This window comes from Halobacterium bonnevillei (genome assembly GCF_009831555.1).
Taxonomy (GTDB): domain Archaea; phylum Halobacteriota; class Halobacteria; order Halobacteriales; family Halobacteriaceae; genus Halobacterium; species Halobacterium bonnevillei.
Genome location: NZ_WUUU01000043.1, coordinates 1 through 19,049 on the forward strand (window position 1 = coordinate 1; position 19,049 = coordinate 19,049).

Annotated in this window: 18 protein-coding genes and 2 pseudogenes; 10 read left to right on the forward strand and 10 right to left on the reverse strand. The window is 66.8% G+C overall.

The genetic code is table 11. The features are described 5' to 3' along the window. Positions 1-137: 137 nt before the first annotated feature. Both GRX66_RS19885 and ligA read left to right on the forward strand, forming a co-directional pair. Positions 138-503: pseudogene (locus tag GRX66_RS19885) on the forward strand (MFS transporter); the annotation flags it as partial. Positions 504-762: 259 nt separating this feature from the next. Continuing rightward, the gene (gene ligA / locus GRX66_RS07390) at positions 763-2,898 is read left to right on the forward strand and encodes an NAD-dependent DNA ligase LigA (protein WP_159525984.1); all 2,136 of its coding nucleotides are present in this window, start codon (positions 763-765) and stop codon (positions 2,896-2,898) included. Between the two features lie 184 nt (positions 2,899-3,082). Here the strand turns inward: ligA and GRX66_RS07395 are convergent, their stop codons facing one another. Then, positions 3,083-3,277, reverse strand: a complete 195-nt coding sequence (locus GRX66_RS07395) for a cold-shock protein (RefSeq protein ID WP_159525985.1) — start codon at positions 3,275-3,277, stop codon at positions 3,083-3,085. A 161-nt stretch (positions 3,278-3,438) separates the two neighbouring features. Further along, entirely contained in the window at positions 3,439-5,082 is a 1,644-nt protein-coding gene (locus GRX66_RS07400) for a DNA-directed DNA polymerase II small subunit (RefSeq protein ID WP_325063997.1), read from the reverse strand. Between the two features lie 170 nt (positions 5,083-5,252). Between GRX66_RS07400 and GRX66_RS07405 the strand changes: the two genes are divergently transcribed. Beyond that, positions 5,253-6,011 carry a S26 family signal peptidase gene (locus GRX66_RS07405; protein WP_201292952.1) on the forward strand — a complete coding sequence of 253 codons (759 nt, stop codon included), beginning with the start codon at positions 5,253-5,255 and terminating at the stop codon, positions 6,009-6,011. A gap of 166 nt (positions 6,012-6,177) precedes the next feature. Here GRX66_RS07405 and GRX66_RS07410 read toward each other — a convergent pair whose 3' ends face one another. Both GRX66_RS07410 and GRX66_RS07415 read right to left on the reverse strand, forming a co-directional pair. Further along, positions 6,178-6,450: a DUF7521 family protein gene (locus tag GRX66_RS07410; protein ID WP_159525986.1), complete on the reverse strand. Its 273-nt coding sequence runs from the start codon at positions 6,448-6,450 to the stop codon at positions 6,178-6,180. Further along, positions 6,447-6,821, reverse strand: coding sequence for a winged helix-turn-helix domain-containing protein (locus GRX66_RS07415; protein ID WP_159525987.1), 375 nt, complete (start codon positions 6,819-6,821; stop codon positions 6,447-6,449). Before GRX66_RS07415 ends, GRX66_RS07410 begins: the two co-directional genes overlap by 4 nt. A gap of 156 nt (positions 6,822-6,977) precedes the next feature. Here GRX66_RS07415 and GRX66_RS07420 point away from each other — a divergent pair, with 156 nt between their 5' ends. Beyond that, the gene (locus tag GRX66_RS07420; protein WP_159525988.1) at positions 6,978-7,535 is read left to right on the forward strand and encodes a DoxX family protein; all 558 of its coding nucleotides are present in this window, start codon (positions 6,978-6,980) and stop codon (positions 7,533-7,535) included. Positions 7,536-7,705: 170 nt separating this feature from the next. On the opposite strand, the gene GRX66_RS07425 is transcribed toward GRX66_RS07420, so the two are convergent. Next, complete coding sequence (locus GRX66_RS07425; RefSeq protein ID WP_159525989.1) at positions 7,706-9,271, reverse strand: Cdc6/Cdc18 family protein; 1,566 nt, start codon at positions 9,269-9,271, stop codon at positions 7,706-7,708. Positions 9,272-10,659: 1,388 nt separating this feature from the next. Between GRX66_RS07425 and GRX66_RS07430 the strand changes: the two genes are divergently transcribed. From GRX66_RS07430 to GRX66_RS07450, 5 genes and pseudogenes are all read left to right on the forward strand, one after another. Continuing rightward, entirely contained in the window at positions 10,660-11,304 is a 645-nt protein-coding gene (locus tag GRX66_RS07430; RefSeq protein WP_159525990.1) for an Era-like GTP-binding protein, read from the forward strand. Positions 11,305-11,310: 6 nt separating this feature from the next. After that, entirely contained in the window at positions 11,311-11,703 is a 393-nt protein-coding gene (locus GRX66_RS07435; protein WP_159525991.1) for a DUF2073 domain-containing protein, read from the forward strand. Then, the gene (locus GRX66_RS07440; RefSeq protein WP_159525992.1) at positions 11,703-12,581 is read left to right on the forward strand and encodes an OapC/ArvC family zinc-ribbon domain-containing protein; all 879 of its coding nucleotides are present in this window, start codon (positions 11,703-11,705) and stop codon (positions 12,579-12,581) included. The genes GRX66_RS07435 and GRX66_RS07440 overlap by 1 nt, the downstream gene beginning before the upstream one ends. A gap of 175 nt (positions 12,582-12,756) precedes the next feature. Continuing rightward, complete coding sequence (locus GRX66_RS07445) at positions 12,757-14,265, forward strand: MATE family efflux transporter (protein WP_159525993.1); 1,509 nt, start codon at positions 12,757-12,759, stop codon at positions 14,263-14,265. Positions 14,266-14,448: 183 nt separating this feature from the next. After that, a pseudogene (locus GRX66_RS07450) lies at positions 14,449-15,233 on the forward strand (DUF7089 family protein). A 100-nt stretch (positions 15,234-15,333) separates the two neighbouring features. Here the strand turns inward: GRX66_RS07450 and GRX66_RS07455 are convergent. The 3 genes from GRX66_RS07455 to GRX66_RS07465 all read right to left on the reverse strand — a co-directional run bounded on the left by GRX66_RS07455 (position 15,334) and on the right by GRX66_RS07465 (position 16,856). Further along, positions 15,334-15,912 (reverse strand): DUF7090 family protein, encoded by a 579-nt coding sequence (locus GRX66_RS07455; protein ID WP_159525994.1) that lies wholly within the window; start codon positions 15,910-15,912, stop codon positions 15,334-15,336. Between the two features lie 137 nt (positions 15,913-16,049). Further along, entirely contained in the window at positions 16,050-16,487 is a 438-nt protein-coding gene (locus tag GRX66_RS07460; protein WP_159525995.1) for a DUF2391 family protein, read from the reverse strand. Positions 16,488-16,529: 42 nt separating this feature from the next. Then, the gene (locus GRX66_RS07465) at positions 16,530-16,856 is read right to left on the reverse strand and encodes a rhomboid family intramembrane serine protease (protein WP_159525996.1); all 327 of its coding nucleotides are present in this window, start codon (positions 16,854-16,856) and stop codon (positions 16,530-16,532) included. An 80-nt stretch (positions 16,857-16,936) separates the two neighbouring features. Here GRX66_RS07465 and GRX66_RS07470 point away from each other — a divergent pair, with 80 nt between their 5' ends. Beyond that, complete coding sequence (locus GRX66_RS07470) at positions 16,937-17,614, forward strand: class I SAM-dependent methyltransferase (protein ID WP_159525997.1); 678 nt, start codon at positions 16,937-16,939, stop codon at positions 17,612-17,614. A gap of 37 nt (positions 17,615-17,651) precedes the next feature. Here the strand turns inward: GRX66_RS07470 and GRX66_RS07475 are convergent, their stop codons facing one another. Both GRX66_RS07475 and GRX66_RS07480 read right to left on the reverse strand, forming a co-directional pair. Continuing rightward, a complete protein-coding gene (locus tag GRX66_RS07475; protein ID WP_325063998.1) occupies positions 17,652-18,671 on the reverse strand; it encodes an ABC transporter ATP-binding protein in 1,020 nt (339 codons plus the stop codon). Positions 18,672-18,749: 78 nt separating this feature from the next. Further along, positions 18,750-19,049, reverse strand: a 300-nt coding sequence (locus GRX66_RS07480; protein WP_159525998.1) for an ABC transporter permease subunit, incomplete at its 5' end; no start/stop codon positions are given.

Here is a 19,049-nt window from a genome sequence, read left to right on the forward strand (position 1 = left end):
CGCCCGCGCCTCGCCGCGCGCGTCGTCCTCGCTGTCGCGGGCGTCGTCTCTCTCGCGTCACCGACCGCGCCCCCAGCGGGCACGGGGAGTCGCTCCGCGCCGGGTTCCGCGCGCTCACTGACCGACCGGCCCTGGGCGTGCCGTTCGCGTTCGGGTTCATCGACCGGTTCACCGCCGGCTTCTTCGCGCTCGTCGGGACCCTGTACTTCCGGCAGGTGTACGGCCTCTCCGCCGGCGAGGTCGGACTCACCCTTGGACTGTTCTTCGCGCCGTTCGCGCTCCTCCAGTATCCCTTCGGCCGGCTCTCGGACCGCATCGGCCGGACCATTCCCATCGCCGCCGGTTCGGCCACCTACGGCCTCGCCGTGCTCGGCGTCGGCCTCGCGCCCGCGCTGTGGGTCGCCCAGGGCGGCATGGTCGTCGTCGGCGTGCTCGGCGCGCTCATGGCGCCCGCGACGATGGCGCTCGTCACCGACATCGCCGGCGAGAGCGAACGCGGCGTCAGCATGGCGGGCTTCAACGTCGCCGGCTCACTGGGCTTCCTCGCGGCATCGTCGGCGGCGGCTGGTCGCCGAACAGTACGACTTCACCACCGCGTTCGTGCTCGCGGGCGGCGCCGAGTTCCTGCTCGCGGCGCTCGCGCTGCCCGCGTTACTGCGACTCGACCCGAGAACGTAGCGCCGCCGCGGCGTCCCGCAGTTGCTCGCGGACGTCGGCTCGCAGCCCCCACTGCTTACGACCCGGGGGTTCGTACCCCGCCACATGGCCGACGCGGACGTGCTCGAAGACGCGCCCGAGGACAACCCGTACATCCGCGACCCCGACACGGACTTTCCGCCGGTCGAGGACGTCAGCGAGTCCGAAGCACGCGAGCACGTCGAGTTGCTCCGGGAGGCGATCCGGTACCACGACTTCCGCTACTACGTCGAGAACGACCCCGTCATCTCCGACTACGCCTACGACCAGCTGTTCGAGCGCCTCCGGACACTCGAGGACGCGTTCGACCTCCAGACCGCCGACAGCCCCACGCAGCGCGTCGGCGGCGAACCCGTCGACGAACTCGGAGCCGTCGACCACGTCGCGCCCATGCTCTCCATCGACTCCAGCGGCGAGGAAGCCGGCGTCCGGGAGTTCGCGGACCGCGTGGCGCGCGAAGTCGGCGACGTCGAGTTCGTCTGCGAACCCAAGTTCGACGGCCTCTCCGTCGAAATCGTCTACGAGGACGGCCGGTACGTCCGCGCCGCCACCCGCGGGGACGGCGAAACCGGCGAGGACGTCACTGAGAACGTCCGTACTATCGAGAGCGTCCCGCTGCGACTCCGCGGCGACCCGCCGGCGTTCCTGGTCGTCCGCGGCGAAGTCTACATCCCCAGGGATGCGTTCCAGGCGTACAACGCCGAGCGCGTCGAACGCGGCGACGACCCGTTCGCAAATCCCCGGAACGCGGCCGCCGGCACGCTCCGACAGCTCGACCCGAGCGTCACGGCCGAGCGTCCACTGGACTGCTTCTTCTACGACGTTCTCGCCGCCGGCGAGTCCCGGGACGCCATCGACCCGGACGCCTCCAGGGGCGGCCTCGACGCCGGCCTCGACACGCACTGGGCGGAACACCGCGCGCTCCCCGACTGGGGGCTGAAGGTCAACGAGCGCACGGACCTCGTCGACGGCATCGACGAGGCCGTCGCGTTCCGCCACGACCTCGGCGAGCAGCGCGAGGACCTGGACTACGAGATCGACGGCGTGGTCGTGAAGGTCAACGACCGCGAGGCCTGCGTCGAACTCGGCACCACGTCCCGGCACTACCGGTGGGCGTTCGCGTACAAGTTCCCGCCGCGCGCGGAAGTGACGACAGTCACCGACGTCGTGGTACAGGTGGGCCGGACGGGCCGGCTCACGCCGGTCGCGCTCCTGGAACCGGTGGCGGTCGGCGGCGTCACCGTCTCCCGCGCGAGCCTCCACAACCCCGCGGAAATTGCGGAGATGGGCGTCGACGTCGGCGACGAGGTGCGCGTCGAGCGCGCGGGCGACGTCATCCCGTACGTGGACGAGGTCGTGACATCCCACACTACAGGGCAGTACGAGATGCCCGACGAGTGTCCGCGGTGCGGCAGCGACGTGGAGTACGACGGCCCAATCGCGTACTGCACGGGCGGCCTGGCGTGCCCCGCCCAGCTGGTGCGCGCGGTCGAGTACTTCGCGGACGTCCTGGACGTGGAGGGCATCGGCGAGGAGGCCGCCGCTCAGTTCGTCGAGGAAGGGGTGGTCGAACAGGACGTCGCCGACCTCTACGACCTCGACGTCGAGGACATCACCGCCCTCGAAGGCTGGGGGGAGACGAGCGCGCGCAACATCCTGGCGGAACTCGACGACGCCCGCCACCCGCCGCTGAGCGAGTTCCTCGCCGCCATCGGCATCCCCGAAGTCGGACCGACGGTCGCCCGCGACGTCGCCGAGGAGTTCAGGACCCTGGACGCGCTGCTGGACGCGAGCGTGGACGACCTCCAGCGCGTGGACGGCGTCGGCGAGGTCGTCGCGCGCCACGTCCGGGAGTTCTTCGACAACGAACACAATCAGCGCGTCGTCGAGCGCCTGCGCGACGAGGACCGCCTCGGCGAACCCGAATCCCCGGCCGCGGTCGGCGGCGACGAACTCGAGGGCCTCACGTTCGTCTTCACCGGGAGCGTCGGGGGGTGGACGCGGGCCGACCTCCAAGACCTCGTCGAACGCCACGGCGGCGACGCCACCTCGTCCGTGTCGGGGAACACCGACTACCTCGTCGTCGGCGACAACCCCGGCCAGCGCAAGCGCGACAGCGCCGACAGCCACGACGTCCCCCAGCGTTCGCCCGAGGAGTTCTTCGACCTGCTCGGGCAGCGCGGCGTCGACGTCGACCGGTGAGCGTCGCCATCGCTGGCGCGTGACGACGACGTGGACCAGTGACCGTCGATATCGCCGGCTCGTACGGACAACGTCGACAATGAGTGTCGCTATCGGACGCGTCGTGTCAAACCGATCCGCCGCGGCCGCGTCGCTGCGCGGTCGATGCTCGGGAAAATACCGCTGTTAGTTCAGAAATCCGGAGTTACGCGCGGACGACGTTCGTCGCGCGCGGACCCTTGGGAGCCTGCTCGATGTCGAATTCGATCTCGGTGCCCTCGACGAGGTCCGCGCCGCCGACGTCTTCCATGTGGAAGAACACGTCGTCGTCCGCATCCTCAGTCGCGATGAAACCGTAGCCGCCAGTCTGGTTGAAGAAATCAACCTTGCCTTCTGCCATTGCAACCAAATGTAGGCCGAGTACACGTATAACGTCTCCGAGAGGAACGGTAGCACGCCGTTCGACCCGTCTGACCAATAGTCTCGCTGGCCGTTCAGACGGGCGCTGTGCGCCCGTGGGCGGAGAGCGGCCGAAGGTCGCGAGCGCAACGCAAGCAGTGGTTACTCGAACTTGCGAACAGTCACGTCGAGGGTGTCGAGGTCGAGGATGGGGGCGGTGGCGACGTCGGGGTCGATGTTGACTGATTCCTGGAAGGCTGTCTGGTGCTGCCAGCAGCCGGAGTTGACGAGGCGGACGTTGTGGTAGCCGCCGACGCCGAGTTTGTGGACGTGACCGGTGTGGAACACGTCGGGGACGTCGTCGATGACGAGGTAGTCCTTGTTCTCGGGGGCGACTCGGGTGCGGCCGCCGAACTGGGGGGCGACGTGGCGCTTCTTGAGGAGGTGTTCCATCGCGCGGTGGGGTGCGTCGTAGGAGACCTCCTCGTCGGGGAACTCGGCGATGATCTCGTCGATGGAGACGCCGTGGTACATGAGGACGTCGACGCCTTCGACGGTGACAGTGGAGGGGTTGCCCGTGAAGCGGGCGTCGTGGGCGCTCATGATGGAGCGCAGTTCCTCGTCGAACGCGGGCTGGGGTTCGGCGAGGCGGACGGCGTCGTGGTTCCCGGGGATCATGACGATCTCCATGTCGCCGGGGACGTCCTTGAGGTGCTCCGCGAACGTCTCGTACTGGTCGTAGATGTCGACGATGTCGAGTTCGTCGTCCTGGTCGGGGTAGACGCCGACGCCCTCGACCATGTCCCCGGCGACGAGGAGGTACTCGACGGCCTCGGCCTCGGGGGTGTGCAGCCAGTCCGCGAACGCCGCCCAGGCGTCGGCGGCGAACTCCTGGCTGCCGACGTGGACGTCGGAGATGAGTGCCGCCTGGACGTGGCGGTCGGCGGTCGACGGGCGGTGCGTCCGGGGGATGTCCGGGAAGTAGAGGTCGTCCGCGAACATGATGCCGCCGTCGTCCGAGAGCGTGCCCTCGACGGCGATGACTTCGTCCATGAGGAGTTCGTCGACGTGGGCGGCGATGTCGCGGTCCTTCATCACGAGCGCGGGGAACACGCCGTTCGTGTCCTCGAGTTCGACGAGCCAGTGGCCGCTGGCGGTCGACCGGATGTCGTTGACCATGCCGACGACGGCGGCGTCGCTGCCGCCTGGCATCGAGTCCAGGGCGTCCGTCGGCCGGTGGTTCACGCGCCCGCGGAGTTTCTTCGAGAGGCGGTCGTAGCGGTCGCGGAACGTCGTCACGAAGTCCTGGTACTCGCCCGTGCCCGTGGACTCGCCGGTGATGTCGCCGTGAACCTCGATGCTGCGCTCGGAGTGGTCGTCTCCGACGGTCCGCGTCGACTCGCCCGATTGTGACTCGCTCCCAACCCCCTTCGTTTCACCTGGAGACGTCGATTCAGTGTCTGTCTCTGCCGCCGTTTCGATTCCAGACGAAGTGGTGGTTGGCGCTTCCTGCTGGACGGACGCAGCCGCACCGGCGGACGGCGTCGAATCCGTCGGAGTCGCATCCTCGTCGGCGTCAGTTGCGACGTCCCGTTCAGACGTGGTCGTCGGCGTGGCGGTCTCGAGGACGTCGCGAACGTGGTCAGTGGTCAGTGTGAGCGCGTCGTTGGGCGCGTGCTCGACTGCGCGCTCGACTGCGGCCGCGGGGTCCGATGCACCCGCTAGGAGCGTGACGGCCTCGCGTTCTGCGTTGTACCCGTAGCTGGTGAGTTCGCGTACGACCCGCACGGGTGGCTCTCGCGGCACACCACGTCAGCACGGTGAGCGCGAGCAAAAGCATGGCGGTCCGCCCGGTTCTCCGTGGTTCACTGGCCTGCCGCTAGGGAGGCCCCGACCTTCGCGACGCCCGATCCTGGAGGCACGTGAATCGGGCCAGAGGGGAAGGTTGAAACGCGACACAGTCGAACACTGGGTAGATGACTCCTGGCGACGACGTGCCCAACCCCCGCGGCGGCCCACGGGACGCCGTCGTCTGGTTCCTCCGAACCGATCATCCCGCCATCATGTTCTTCCGCGAGGCCGCCAGCAGCGCGCTCACTGTCGCGATGGTCGGCATGCTGCTGTTCGCGGTCAGCGGCGTCTGGCCCCCGCTGGTCGCCGTCGAGAGCGGGAGCATGGAACCGAACATGGAACGCGGCGACCTCGTGTTCGTGATGGACGAACAGCGCTTCAGTCCCGACTACGCCTACGGGGACACCGGCATCGTCCCCCGCCAGGAGGCCGACGGTAACGACTACCGGAAGTTCGGTGGCTACGGAGACGTCGTCGTCTACGAACCAGGCGGCAACGGTCGCACCACGCCAGTGATCCATCGCACGCACTTCTGGGTCGAGGAGGGCGAGAACTGGTACGAGAGGGCGAATCCGGACTACGTGAGCGCCGACGACTGCGGCGACCTCCGGAACTGTCCCGCGCCCCACGCCGGTTTCATCACCAAAGGCGACAACGACGTCACGAACAACTACTACGACCAGGCGCGAGGCATCTCCTCGCCCGTCAAGCCCGCCTGGATTCGCGGGACCGCGGAGTACCGCATCCCGTACCTCGGCTGGGTTCGACTGACCGTAGCCGGCAGTTTCACGCCCGGGACGACGACGGTCGATGCGTCCACGAACGGGAATTCGCTGGCGGCCGCCGGCAACGACACTGACGTTGCGCTCTCCCCGGTCACCTGACGCCAACGCCACGCACCCCCGAGAATACAGTCCGATTTTTGCGTTTCCGGACCGCGTGCGTGCGCGTGTATCTACCTACCTGGTCGTCGTTCTACCTACCTGGTCGTCGTTCTGCGCGGCTGCTTGTCGACGGACAACGAGGACGTAGTCGACGTACAGTGCGGTCCTATTCGACGTACAGCGAGTAGACGATGACGGCGAATCCGATTGCCGTCAGCGCGCTCTCGGTCAACACGGCGGGCGTCTGTCCGAGCCCGATGAACTGGTCGGCGACGCCCGCCAGGAGGGACCCGAGCGTGACGAATCCGAACCCGATGGCAAGCGACCGGAGCGCCGGCGACCCCGTGCGTTGCCACGCCTTCACCGCGAAGTACGTGACTGCGCCGCCGAGCAGGAGCGTTATCGACTTCAGCGCGACCAGCATCGTGTAGTGTGTCATGTTTCCTTGCTCACCTCCGCCCAGAGCGTCTCGAGGCGCTCGTCCGTCGACGCCGACGGTCGCGTGATGCCGGCGTCCAGGTTCCGGTTCCCGTCCAGCTGGATGATCACTTCCTCGAAGACGAGGTCGTATTCCGTCGTGTGGTGGCCGTCAGGCTGGAGGACCGCTCGCTCCTCGAGGAGTGCCGCGTCAGTCAGAAGTTCGAGTTTCCGATAGGTCGTCGACAGCGGAATGTCGCACTTCTCGGAGAGCTCCTTGGCCGTCATGGGTTCGTCGAGCGCCTCGATGATGCGTCTGCATCCTTCGTCGTCCAGGGCGTTGAGGACGTCCTGGAGGTCAGGCGTGTCGTCCGTCCCGAGCGGAGCACGCATCACTCGCGTACTCAGAGACCCGTTCGGTTAAATCGTGGTGCCGTTCCCAGGCGCTGGGAACATATATTCCCACGCGACGAGAACGGTTCTCGCGGCCGAAGAATCACAGGAGCGGCTTACTACCCCCACAGCCTATCAGTTGATAGGTGACTGACAATGACACAATCAACCGCCCGGAGCGCCGGCGCGAACGTGTTCGAATCCCGCCTCGGTGGCGTGACTGTCCGCGGCCAGGCCCACAGCCTCAGCGCGTGGTTCGTCCTCGCACTCCGGCTGATGATGGGGTACGCGTTCCTGCACTCCGGCCTCGACAAGGTACTGTCCGGTAGCTTCAGCGCGGGCGGCTATCTCGGGAACGTCGCGTCGACCAACGGGAACCCCCTCGAGTGGATGTTCGCGTGGATGGCGAACACGCCGGTGTTCCTCGACTTCGTGAACGTCGCCGTGCCGTTCGGCGAGACGCTCATCGGCCTCGCCCTGATCGTCGGCGTGTTCACGCGACTCGCCGCGTTCTGGGGCGCGTTCATGATGCTCATGTTCTACTTCGGGAACTGGGGCGTCGAACACGGCTACGTGAACGGCGACTTCGCGTACATGCTCGTGTTCCTCGCGGTCGCCGCGTTCGGCGCGGGTCGCATCCTCGGCCTGGACGGCTGGCTCGAGGACACCGACTTCGTGGCCAACAACGCGTGGCTGCGCTACCTCCTGGGCTGATCCGGTTCGACCGGGCCTGAAGACGACTCAGGGGACTGTGGTTCGGGACCACACCGTCGTTTCTATTGGAACGCGGTAGTGACGCCGTCGTGTAGTCTCCACTAGAAACAACGGGGGTCAGGTACTGTTGCTGACGAAACGAAGGGGCGACCTGTCCCGACGAGCGTCTGTTAGTTCTCGAAGCGCGCCTGGACGAACGGCGTGACGTTCTCGATGTCGCTGAGGCGGGAGTCCGCTTCGAGAACGGCCTCGGTCTCCTCGACCGGAACTGACAGCGAAATTTCTTTCGTGCGGCCGTAGCGCCCCTTCGAGACGACGACGGCGTTGACGATGCCGAGCATGTCGAGTTCGCTGATGAGGTCCGTGACCCGGCGCTGCGTGAGGACGTCCGCGTCGAGCTCGTCGCACAGCGTCTTGTAGATGTTGTACACCTCGCCCGTGTTCACGTTGTGCACGCCGTTGTCCTCCAGCAGGAGGATGGCGTACAGGACGAGTTTGCTCTGCGTCGGGAGCGTCCTGACCACCTCGACGACGCGGTCGAGTTCGATCTTGTCCTGCGCGCGACGCACGTGTTCCTCGGTGACGCCCTCCGCCTGGTCGCGTTCCGCGAGTTCGCCCGCGGTCCGCAGGAGGTCGAGCGCGCGCCTGGCGTCACCGTGCTCCTGGGCGGCGAACGCCGCACACAGCGGGATGACGTCCTCGGAGAGCGCGTTGTCCTTGAACGCGACCTCCGAGCGGTGCTGGAGGATGTCCCGGAGCTGGTTTGCGTCGTACGGCGGGAACACGATCTCTTCCTCGCCCAGCGAGGACTTCACGCGGGGGTCGAGGAAGTCAGTGAACTTGAGGTCGTTCGAGATCCCGATGATCGAGACCCGGGAGTTCTGCAGTTCGGAGTTCATCCGGGAGAGGTTGTAGAGGGTGTCGTCGCCGGACTTCTCGACGAGTTTGTCGATCTCGTCCAGCATGATGACGGCGACGCGTTCGACGTAGTCGACGGCTTCGAAGAAGCGCGTGTACACGCGGTCTGTCGGCCACCCCGTCATCGGGACGTCCTCCATCTCGGATTTCTCCTGCAGGAGCGCCTCGATGCGCTCGTCGATGGCGTCGACAGAGTCGAAACTGGGGGTGTCGGGGTCGACCGGTTTCGGGTCGGGCTCCCGGGGGTTGGCGTCTGCGGTGGACGCTCTGGCGTCCGCACCGTCGGGGTCGGCCGCTTGCGTGTCGAGGACGGCGGGGTTGCTCTCGGCCTCGTTGCGGAGGTCCTGGAGCGCCTGGACGCGCTCGTCGACGAATGCGCGGTTCTGTTCGATGAACGTGTTCGCGAGCTGCGCGAGCACGCGATACTGGGTGTCAGTGACCTCGCAGTTGATGTACTCGACCTCGCAGGGGACGTCGTACTTCTGGGATGTCCGTTCGAGTTCCTGGCTGACAAACTTCGCGCTCGCGGTCTTCCCGGTCCCCGTCTTCCCGTAGATGAGGATGTTCGACGGCGTCTCGCCGCGCAGTGCGGCGACGAGAATCGTCGCCATGTTGTTGATCTGGTCGTTCCTGTGCGGGAGTTCGTGTGGCGTGTACGACGGCCGGAGTACTTCCTTGTTCTCGAAGATGGGCTCGCCGCTCAGCAGGTCGTCGAAGAGGCCTTCCTCGCCCTCGTCGTCTTCGAGGACGTCGTCGAGGTCGACCTCGAAGTCCCGGTCGGCAGTGCGTCGGCCGTCCGTCGGCGGTTGGTCTGTCATGAGTTACGTCGGTACCCCCTCGTTTCGGGTGGAGAGCGCCGCGCGACGACAGCGGGCCACAGACCGCCGAGAACGGGGCGTTCGTGCCGGTTCTGTGACGGGGCGCTCCAGTTGATGCAGATGAACCAATGGAAACGTGAGTGACTAATAAGTTTCGATGGGTCGAGGCCGAACCTGTCGTGACCGAAAGACGGGATCGGTTGAGGCCTCGATAATCGCACGAGGGAAGCCGAGTGTAGCCGCGGTTCGAACGGAGTCCCGAGTGCATCGACGGCGTCGCGGTGAGCGAAACCGAGCGACGCCGGCGTTTCGAGTGCGGGACCCGACACGCTGACTGACCAGCGACACCGCTGTGGGCGCCCTCGACACCGACGCGATTCTCCGAATACGGCGTCGTGAACAGTGTCAAGACCCAGTGAATCCGGTGGCGGATTCGTGTTCCATCCGAAACGGTGGGGTCGAGATGTTGGACGGGGGTCTGCCCCCCACCCCTTCGTTTCAGGTGGAGACGGGAAACAGCCCACCCACCCGACAGCGACTCTAGAGAAGGGAAACACCTAAGACAGATACTCAAAAACAATAACCGCAATATAGCTTATCTCAATTATTCACATACGGTACTGGTCTAGTTCTAGGTTCGTTCCGGGTCTCTCTCCCGTTCCGGCTCGACGTCTCGTGGAGTGTATCGCTGTTCCAGTCGAAACAAGGGGGTGGGGGCCTCGTCTGTTCGGTCGCTCGTTCGGCGATCCCGTCCGACCACCCTGACAGTTCGGGGCAATATCCCGTCGGACGGGCGTGTTTTTCACTCGAACGAATCGTCTACCCTGCCGCAGTACCGACCGACCTATCGTTTCAACTGCACGCAACCGCTCCAACTATCCTCACTCGGCCACCGTTTTCAATTCAGTCTCAGCCCATCACTCAGTCTCAGCCCATCACTTAGCGCACCCGAATCAGATCGTCTCCACTGGTTCGATACATCGGCTTCAACGATAGAGTTCGCAGAATTACGCACCTGGAACCGGATACCGGTCAACATTCCAAACTACGCGAATTCATTCCATCTGCCATTTGACGTTCGACCTTCGACATTCGTCATTCGGGATGGTCTGTTCGTCCATACTGGTCTGTTACTCAGTACTGATCAGTTCGTCCGTAGCTGTATTCGGTCGACGAGTCGCTGAGGTTGCAACGGTCACTCCCGATGACGATTCCTCTGGGACTGCAGTTTTCATCGACCACTGCGCTTCGACTCGCAGTAAACGCGGGCTACTCTCGGGAATCGCGGCGTCTGACGTAAGTTTAAGTCGGTTCGACGGTTTTCACCAAGTAACCGTCCGTATCCTGCGTCAAGCATACAAGGCGCCGGGTGCGTATGGAGGTCAAGGATGGGACTGTTCGCAGAACTCAGATCCAGTATCTCCCGGGTGTCGGCGAGCCTGTTTGCCGACGACTCGGAACCGAAACGAATCGGCATTTATGGGCCGCCTAACGCCGGCAAAACAACGCTCGCGAACCGGATCGCTCGCGACTGGACCGGCGACGCGGTCGGGCCCGAGAGCCACATCCCGCACGAGACGCGACGCGCACGCAGAAAGGAGAACGTCGAAATCAAGCGCAACGGCAAAACCGTCAACATCGACATCGTGGACACGCCGGGCGTCACGACGAAAGTCGACTACTCGGAGTTCCTCGAACACGACATGGAGAAAGACGAAGCCGTCCGCCGGTCCCGCGAGGCGACGGAAGGCGTCGCGGAAGCGATGCACTGGCTCCGCGAGGACGTCGACGGCGTCATCTACGTCCTCGACTCCACCGAGGACCCGTTCACGCAGGTGAACACGATGCTCATCGGCATCATCGAGAGCCGCGACCTCCCGGTGCTCATCCTCGCGAACAAGACCGACCTCGGGGAGTCGAACATCCAGCGCGTGTCGAACGCGTTCCCGCAACACGAGACGATTCCGCTCTCGGCGCTCGAGGGCGAGAACATGGACGAGGTCTACGAGAAGATTGCGGAGTACTTCGGGTGACCTACTATGCCTGAAACCACCAGCGAGGGCGGCCCGGGCGACGGCGTCCAGATCGACCTCATCAGCGGCGCGCGGATGTCCGGCAAGACGTCCATGGAGAAGATCCGGATGATTCTCGACGGCGTGCGCGACGGCAAGATCGTCGTCCTCGAGACCGGGTTGACGCCCGACGAGGAGTCGAAGCTCATCGAGGTGACGATGACCGAGATCAACCCGGACGACTTCACGGGCATCGAGATCGAGAGCTTCCCGCAGTCCGAGACCAACGACACGTCGCTGCTCGGCCGACTGATGGGCAAGCAGTCGTCGTCGAAGCTCACGGTCATCGGGCCGGCGAACCAGATCCAGTCGCTGCACAAAGACGAGACGCTCATCAGTGCGCTCGTGTCCCGCAAGTAATGCCCCACCAGTGTACGAACTGCGGGCACGTTTTCGCGGACGGCTCGAAGGAGATGCTCTCGGGGTGCCCGGACTGCGGCGGCAACAAGTTCCAGTACCACCCGGGGGACATCCCCGACGAGGAACCGCCGGCTGATGCGGAGCCGCCCGAACAGGAGGGCGGGTCCGTGACGAGCGCAGTCGGCCGCGCCGCGAACAGGGTCCGGGACGCCGTCACGAGCGACCCGAGCCAGCCCGCAGCGCGTACAAGTCCCGACGAGCCGTCGACAAACGACGTCGACCCGGACGCCGTCACCGCGGAGTCGTCGGGAATCGAACTCGGTGACTCCGACCCCGCTGCAGGGGAAACGGCGGGCGATGCCGGCGACGAACAGGTATCCAGCGCCGAGTCCGCGTCGGGGGCCGAGCCAGCAACCGGCTCGGAGGCGTCTCCGGGAGCGAGTACCCCGCCGGGAGCTGATACGACGCGGCGTTCTGACACAGCGCCGGGCGCGGACCCCGATCCGTCCACAAACTCCTCGCTCGGAGCGGACCCGGGCGCCGACGCGCAGACGGGTGTCGACGCGGATATGGCCGAGGAGGAGGACACTGCGCAGGCAGACGCGCGAAGCGAGGTCGTCGACCGCAACTCCCTGCCAGACGCGCCGTCCGAGGGCCGCGTCGTCAAGGAACCAGACGAGCCGGAGAACCGCCCGGACCTCGAGGACCTGCGCTCGGAACTAAACGACCAGTTCGAGTCCATCCGCATCGTCGCCCCCGGCCAGTACGAGCTCAACCTCATGGAGCTGTACGACCGCCAGGAGTACATCATCGCGCTCCAGGAGGACGGCCAGTACGTCATCGAAGTCCCGGACGCCTGGGAGACTGACGACGAATAGATCCCCAAACAGCCAGTCCCATTTTCGGGTATTCGGCAGCCCCAGTCCCGATTCTACCGGGCGACATTTTCGAATCAGGGTCGTTGAGGGCGATCCCAACGTTCTGCGACCCGAATCCCCGGCCGATTGCCGGGTGCCGAAGTTGTTTTCCGACACGGGCGTTCCACTCCGATAGATGACGATTCGCGGTTCCGCGGCGGCGACCCTGGCTGCGTTCCGCGACCAGGTCGAGTCGGTCGTCGCCGCCTTCCCGGCGCTGCTCGCGCGATTGGGGCTCGTCGACCGGCGGAAAGGCGAGGAGGCGTTCGACCTCGCGCTCCCCGCGATGGTGTCGGGCGGCCTGCGGACGGTCCTCCGGACGACGGACTTCCTGATGGTGAGCATCGCCGCGGGCGAAGCCGCCGTCGCAGCCCTCGAGTTCGGGTTCCAGTTCTACTTCATCCCGTTCGGTCTCGCGCTCGCGCTCACAAGCGGCACGATCAGCGTTGTCTCCCGGCTGAAGGGTGCCGAAGACGACCGGGAAGCCGACTTCGCGATCAAGCAGTCGCTGTGGCTGTCGCTGTTGCTCTCCGTTCCCATCACGCTCGGGACGTGGGTGTACGCAGACCGCATGGTCGGAATCCTCGCCAGCGACCCCGTGACCGTTCGGTTGGGCGCGGACTACCTCCGGGTCGTGATGTTGGCCGTCGCGTTCCGGTTCTGGAGTATGACGGCGGCGCGTGCACTCGCGGGCGCGGGGGACACGAAGACGCCGATGTACGTGCGAATCGTGACGCTTCCGACGAACCTCGCGCTGAACGCGCTGCTCATCTTCGGGCTGTTCGGGTTCCCGGAACTCGGCGTCGTGGGTGCGGCGTGGGGGACCGCGCTCGCAAACACGCTCGCCGCCGTCGTGTTCTTCGCGATTCTGTTGTCGGGGCGGTGGAGCGTCACTCTGCGCCTCGGCGGCAAACAGTGGGACTGGGGGGTCGCACGCGAAATCGTGCGCGTGGCGCTCCCGCTTGCAGGCACCCGGCTCTCCCGGACGTTCGGCCGGTTCCCCTTCCTGTTCGTGCTCGGCGTGCTCGGGACGCCGGTCGTCGCAGCGTACGCGATCGGCCGACGAATCATGCTGCTGGCGCTGATGCCCGCGTGGGGGTACTCGACGGCGTCCTCGACGCTCGTCGGCCAGCAACTCGGCGCCGGTGAGCCCGACGAGGCCGCCGACTACGGCTGGCAGACGCTGCGAATCGCGCTGGCGACCCAGCTGCTCATCGGCGCGGGCATCGTCGCCGCGGCAGTCCCGCTCGCTCGCGCGTTCGACGCCAGCAACCTCGACCTCACCGTGACGTTCATCCGCGTGTTCGGCGTGAGCGTCGCCGGGTTCTCCATCTCGCGGACGCTCCGCGGCGGCCTCCGCGGAGCGGGCGACACCCGTTGGCCGTTCTACGGCAGCATTCTGGGGACGTACGTCGTCAGACTCCCGCTTGCGCTCGTCGCGCTCCCGGTCGGCTTCGGCGTCGGCCCGTTCGCGCTCGGTTTCGTCACGATACCGGCCGTCTCGCCGGGCCTCGGCCTCGGACTGACGGCCGTGTTCGCCGCCATCCTCGGTGACATGTACGCCCGTGCCGCGATCAATTTCCTCCGGTTCCGGTCGGGCGCCTGGCGCGCGTACGGCGCGAAGACCCCGACAGAAGCGGACTGATGGGTTCTCCCGGCCTGTCCGAACCGAGACGGCACCGCCACCGGGGCTGCGCTCCGCCGAACGTGGACAATTTAAGTCGCAGCGGGCGAACGCTCAGGTATGAGCACGGCAACGAGGTACGTCGTCGGTACGATCGTCATCGCCGCCATCCTCTCGCTAGTCATCGTCGCCAGCGTCGCGTAGATGTTCACGGAGCGCGACCTCTCCGGGGAACTGGCGGGGGTCAGGGAGGCGTACGCGCCCGGCGCGCTCGTACTGGACTGCGACCGGGACTTCCAGACGCTGCCGCCGGAGCACCGCGACGACCTCGCACTCCTCACCGACGAAATCACGCCACACGAGTACAGCACCGACTGGCTGCCGGGCGACGCGCCACAGACGCTGTCCCGCATCGCGTCCGGGGACTTCGTCGTCGGGTCGCCCGGGGACGGCGCTGTCGCGTGGACGACCCAGACGGACCCGCCGGTCGTCTTCGTGAAAGCTCGCATCGAGGGCACGCCGGCGGACTTCGAGTCGTTCCTCGTCGCGGAAGCGCTCGTCGAAGCCGGCCTCGACCTCCCCGAGCAGTTCCTCGGCGTCTTCGCGACGACTATCTCGCGTTCGCCGACGCCGTCGACGCTGGCCCCGCCGCGGTCTACCAGCTCGCCGCCGCGTGCTGCGACGCCTTCCGCGGCCTGCACACGCGCGCGGAGTTCGCGTCCTGGGACGACGACTATCCGGGGCTCCACGACGCCTGGGTGGACGCCGGCGAACGTCTCACCGACCGCCTCGACGGCCTTCCCGGGGAGGTCGCGCGCGGCGAGACCTCGTTCTCGGACGCCGGCGAACTCGCGTGCAGCGCCGTGAAACACGACGTCGACGTTCCCGCGCCGTTCGCCGCGCTCGACTCGGTCGCGTACCGTCGCCACGGCGCCGACTACGCGGTGAAGTGGGCGGAGAAGGTCTTCGACGCGACCGACGACGAGTAACGGCGCGCTTCGATTGTTCGGTGTCGGTGCGGTTCTATTGTTCGCTGTCGGCGCGCTGTTCTCGTCCGCTGTCGGCGTCCCTGTCTTCGCTGTCCGCTCGTCAGTACTCCGCGGCGACGTTGCCGTCCTGGTCGAGTTCGACGACGACGTCGCTCTGCTCGCGGAACTCGTCGAGGACGTCGGCCTCGTGAACCTCGTCGGAGACGTGGACGAGAGCGACTGCGTCGTGTTCGTCGAGGAGGTCACCGAGCCGGCCGAGCGCGTCGAGCGCGCTGTCCTCGTCGGCGTAGTACGCCAGCTCGGTGAGCGAGTCGAAGCTGATGCGGCGCTTGCCGGGGTTGTCCGTGAGGAACTGCTCGACGGCGGCGAGGATGCCGTCGACGTCGTCTGGCGCGTGGACGTAGTGGACGTGGCTGGCGCCGCGCCGCGAGTAGCCGCGGTCGACAGACAGCGTGTCCAGAATTTCGGCGCTGTCCTCGTCGACGTCGTAGTACTCGAGTTTCTGCGTGACCTCGCGGGCGGTGGTTCGCGTGGAGACGACGAGGAAGTGGTCGGTGTCGATCTTCAGGAAGTCGGTGTCGATGCGGTCCGTCTCGCCGGTGCTCGGGTGGAGCAGCAGCACGACGGTCCCGCCTGGGACGGAGTCGGGTGCGCCGTCGATGGCGAGGTCGTAGTCCATACCGCAGGGAAGCGCCCACGCCGTCTTACCCTTTCGGGTTAGCGAGCCGGCCGCAGTCTCTCGATTCCCGGAATCGCGGCACAGCACGGCCCTGCGGGAACTTCGGTCGATAACTGCGGCGGGGCGACTCGACCGCCTCAGAACACGCTGTCGGCGGTGGCGGCGCCGACGACGCTGAAGATGGCACCGACGCAGACCGCCTTCGCGGTGAGCGCCGCGACCACACCCGTCTCCGTCCCGAGGGCGAGCTGCGTGGCGAACGTCGTGGGCGCGGTGACGGCGAGCGCGAGAACGAGGACGGCGCCGTACGCGACAGCCATCAGCGAGACGAACCGGATTGGAATCCCGGCGACGTCGGCTTCCCGGTCGGGGTCGCGGTCGTCGTCGGCCTCGTAGAGGGCGCCGTACCCGATACTGAACACGACGACGATTGTCGTGAGGACGTGGTACCACTGCATTCGGTCGGCGAGCAGCCACACCTCCTCGGTGACGACGAACGGTCCCGCGAGGAGGAACCCGCCGACGACCTGCTGGGCGGTGTCCGCGACCCGGTAGCGCTTGCTTCGACCGGTCATATCCGTGCGTCGGACAGCACCGGGAAAACGCTGCGGGTTCGGTTACCGGGACAGGCAGCCGACTGCAGCACCAGCAACGACGGCGCCCACGTGGGGGACGTGGCCGATGCCGAACGCGCCGACACCGAACACGGCGACGGCGATGATGGACGCCGCGGTGACGAAGATGGTGACGACCCACGCCGGCGCCGGCGGAATCGTCGGGAGCCGGCGACGCGGGGACTGTCCGGAGAGCCAGCCGAGCAGGCCGAACGCGGCGCCGCTTGCACCGACGTACCCCCCAGTGGCGGCGAGTGCCGTCGCAGTGGGCGCACCCGTTCGCTGGACGAGTGTCCGCCACCGTCCAGGTACTGCAGTGAGACGGGTCATTGGCGACGCATCAGTGTACGGTCACTTAAGCCTGGTTGGGGTCCGGAGGGGTTTTGCCGGCCGGCGCCGACCCCCGAAACATGAGCGTTCGCGAGGAGTTCGACGAGTGGGCGGCGTCGGGCCGCGACAAGGGCATGGAGGACCGCCACTGGCACACGGCCAAGCACGTGCTCGCGCGGATGCCGGTCGAAGCCCATGACGTCATCCTGGACCTCGGCACGGGGAGCGGGTACGCGCTGCGCGCGCTCCAGGAGCGCGGCGTCGCACGCGGATACGGCCTCGACGGGGCGCCCGAGATGACGCGCAACGCGCGGTCGTACACCGACGACGACCGCATCGGGTACGTCGTCGGCGACTTCGGGAGCCTGCCGTTCGCCGACGACAGCGTCGACCACGTCTTCAGCATGGAGGCGTTCTACTACGCCAGCGATCCCGACGAGACCCTCGAGGAGGTGCGGCGCGTGCTGCGGCCCGGCGGAACGTTCTACTGTGCGGTGAACTACTACGAGGAGAACGTCCACAGCCACGACTGGCAGGACAACATCACGGTGGAGATGACGCGCTGGGACAAGGCCGACTACCGCGAGGCGTTCCGGGCGGCGGGCCTCCACGTCGCCGAGCAGGACAACGTCCCGGACCGCGAAATAGAGATTCCGCCCGGTCGCGAGTTCCCCTACGAGGGCTTCGAGACCCGCGAGGACATGGTCGAACGCTACCGCACGCTCGGCACGCTCCTCACAGTCGGCGTCGCGCCCTGACACACCGAGATACTGGGACAGTCGTTCTCGACACGCCTCAGAGCAACGTCGCGTCGGCGGGGTCGAATCCGACGACCGCGTCCCCGGACGGCGGTTCGTCGCGGGTCTTCACGAGGACGTCGCGGCCGTCCCAGTCACAGTGCGCGCGGTAGGCGTCCCCGAGGAATTCGACGTTCTCGACGCGAACCGGGAACTGGTTGGTGTTGCAGTCGAACAACAGGTTCTCCGGGCGGACACAGACGGTCGTCCGGCCGTCGATGGCTTCCTCGACGTGGAACTCGACGTCCTGCACGCGCACTGAAGACCCCTCCGTTTCGACTGGAAGAGCACCGTCGAAGACGTTGTTGTCGCCGACGAACTCAGCGACGAACCGGGACGCCGGCTCCCGGTACACCGCTTCGGGGGTCCCGACCTGTTCGACCTGGCCGGCGTTCAGCACGGCGACGCGGTCGGAGATGGCCAGGGCCTCGCTCTGGTCGTGCGTGACGTACACCGTCGTGATGTCTAGGTCCGACTGGATCTGTTTCACCTGGACGCGCAACCGCTCGCGCAGGCGCGCGTCGAGCGCGCTCATCGGTTCGTCGAGTAGCAGGACGCTCGGCCCGGGAGCGAGCGCCCGGGCGAGCGCAACGCGCTGTTGCTGGCCGCCCGACAGCTCGTCGGGGTCGCGGTCTCCGAACCCGCCGAGGTCCACGAGCTCCAGCAGTTCGTCGACGCGCTCCTCGGTAGTCTGCCCCGCTGGCGGGTCGCGGAACCGCAGGCCGTACGCGACGTTCTCCGCGACGCTCATGTGCGGGAACAGGGCGTACGTCTGGAACACGATGCCGACGTCGCGCTCCTCGGGCGGCACGCCCGTCATCGACTCGTCGCCGAACCTGACGTCGCCGGCGTCCGGCGGCTCGAACCCCGCGATGAGGCGCAGCGTCGTCGTCTTCCCGCAGCCCGACGGCCCGACGAGCGTGAAGAACTCGCCGTCCCGCACGGACAGCGATACGTCGTCGACGGCGGTCGTTTCCTCGAACGCGCGCGTCACGCCGTCCAGCTCGAGTCCCGTCACCGTCCAGTCACCCCGCGGATAGCGGCCAGCGTGCACGTCATCACGTACGCACCCCGTAAGGCTCGAGTACTATCCCGGTCACGGTCGATACCTCCCGCCGACGCGGTCGATGACCACGAAACTCGCCGCCGTCACCACGAGCAGGACCGTCCCCATTGCCGCGGCGGGCCCGACACTCGGACCCGCGGTGCGGTCGACGAGATAGCGCTTCAGTGCGACCGGCATCGTGTACGACTGGTCGCCGGCGAGCAGGACGGTGGCGTCGAACTCGCCGATGCTGATTGCGAACGCGAACGCCGCGCCCGCGAGGACGCCCGGCCAGACGAGCGGCAGCTCCACGTCCCAGAGCGCTCGCGCCCGTGACGCCACCAGCGCCCG